Annotated in this window: 2 protein-coding genes; both read right to left on the bottom strand. The window is 45.7% G+C overall.

Annotated features, from left to right (window positions below; genetic code table 11):
* Positions 1-11 precede the first annotated feature (11 nt).
* On the bottom strand, positions 12-1418 hold the full coding sequence (locus BLQ57_RS20715) for an IS701 family transposase (protein ID WP_240507895.1): 1407 nt from the start codon (positions 1416-1418) through the stop codon (positions 12-14).
* An 8-nt stretch (positions 1419-1426) separates the two neighbouring features.
* Positions 1427-1633: a hypothetical protein gene (locus tag BLQ57_RS20710; RefSeq protein ID WP_087941509.1), complete on the bottom strand. Its 207-nt coding sequence runs from the start codon at positions 1631-1633 to the stop codon at positions 1427-1429.
* Positions 1634-1732 lie beyond the last annotated feature (99 nt).

The following is a 1732-nucleotide window of genomic DNA, read 5'->3' as shown; positions in this document are numbered from 1 at the left end:
CTCAAGTTTGGCTAATTCCTGGCGTGAAATAATGCGGACAGGATAGGATTATCAGATTTTTTAAGTGTTTGCAGTTTTTTCTGGATGTTAACGAAGTCGGAGAAATTGATTTTTGAAGTATTAGCCCAGTTTATTGCTCTAAATTGATTCAGTATGTCGCCAGTTGTTGTACGGACCGATTTTTCTGATTTATACCACTTTGGCCTGGGTAGGACTTGATTTTTGGCAGATTCTGCGGCCAGTAGAAGCATGGAATAAACGGCGGTTAGGAATGCGGGGACCTTTTCACAAGCTTGCTGGGTTCTGACCTGGGCTTCTCCGCAACCCAGAATAGTTTTCTCGTCTTTGAAGTTGACCTCTATCTCCCATCTCCAGAGATAGGCTTGCAGGAGTGTGGCCAAGTCCAGCTCTGGTTCGGTACAGATAAGATATGCAGGATCCCGGTACAGCAGACGTGATTTTTTGGTTTTACGATAGGAAACCGGACGGATGATGACCAGTTTAAGATCTTTGTTTCCGGCTTTTCTCCAGCGGACAGTTGGGATTACTTTTAACTGAAACTCGTGAACTTTTCCTGCTGCCCATGCCTGAACCTTTACCCAAGAATAGTCATCGGACTGGCGGATTTGCTCGGGAGTTGGCAGTGGCTCTCCATAGACTTTTTTGCGTCCTTTTCCGGATGTGGAAGGCTCGGCAGGTAGATAGAGGCTACAGTCTTTTCGGATTCTTCCGATCAGAATTGTGTTGCCAGGCAGCTTTTTCAGAACTGCTTCATTGGTATAACTTCCGTCCACGCTGACCACCAGTCCCTTGCCAGTAAACCCGTCCTGATCGAGATTTTCACGCAGGAGCTTGATCCGCTGGGCACCGATGACACTGAGCTTGGCTTTTTTCTGAGTTTCTCGAAACAGTTCCCAATCCTGTTCTCCCCCTGCTTTACCGGGCTTTTTTACACTGGGGCAATGATGTAGATCAACGGGAATAGCTCTGGCCTGTACCGGACCCATTTTTGAAAAGCAGGACAGCGAAAGCTGAATAAAACGCTGTCCCCAAACCAGATTAGCCTGGAATGGCGGCCCAAGCGCATCTCTGAGCCAACGGGCACCAAATACGTTTTTTCCTTTTTTCCGTAACAGGGTGTCATCCATGTGGGCAAAAACATACCGCTGTTCCCGATCGGCCAATGCGACAACTTTTCTTCGAATAACACCGAAAATTCCAGCAATATCCATCCTGTCCCCTTTAAAAAGGCGATAGGCTGCTGACCAATCTTTAAACTGCTCACCACTTGCGGTCAACCAACCAGTAACAGTGTGACGGCCCATACAGGAAAGTACTCCGTTAACCAGCTTTCCGGCCCTTTGCCAAGTCCGAAACTGCTTAAAACAGGATAGGCATTCTGAAAAAATACCTTCCAATACCCCTTTTAGATCTTCTTGGGGAGTTTTTTTTTAAGGTCTGCAACAGACTGATCACTGCGCTGAAGTACCAAGCGTTGGTGGTCGTCGATGATCCATTCCACCACTTCTCCTTGTTGAAACTCAATTGCCTGAGCCACAGCCGCAGGAAAATTGACATACCATTGTTCACTTTTGGCTCTGTTGATTCGCTGTATTTTTGTAGGATACCCCATATCTAGTCTATTAACTAGATAAAATACATCAAAAAAAAGGCCATAACTTCAGATTATGACACTTTTATTTTCAATATCTAGTAAATAGCCAAACGAAAG

Origin of the sequence: Algoriphagus faecimaris (assembly GCF_900101705.1) — a bacterium.
GTDB lineage: Bacteria > Bacteroidota > Bacteroidia > Cytophagales > Cyclobacteriaceae > Algoriphagus > Algoriphagus faecimaris.
Note: the sequence above shows the minus strand (reverse complement) of the source record. Positions and strands in the feature narration are given on the sequence as shown.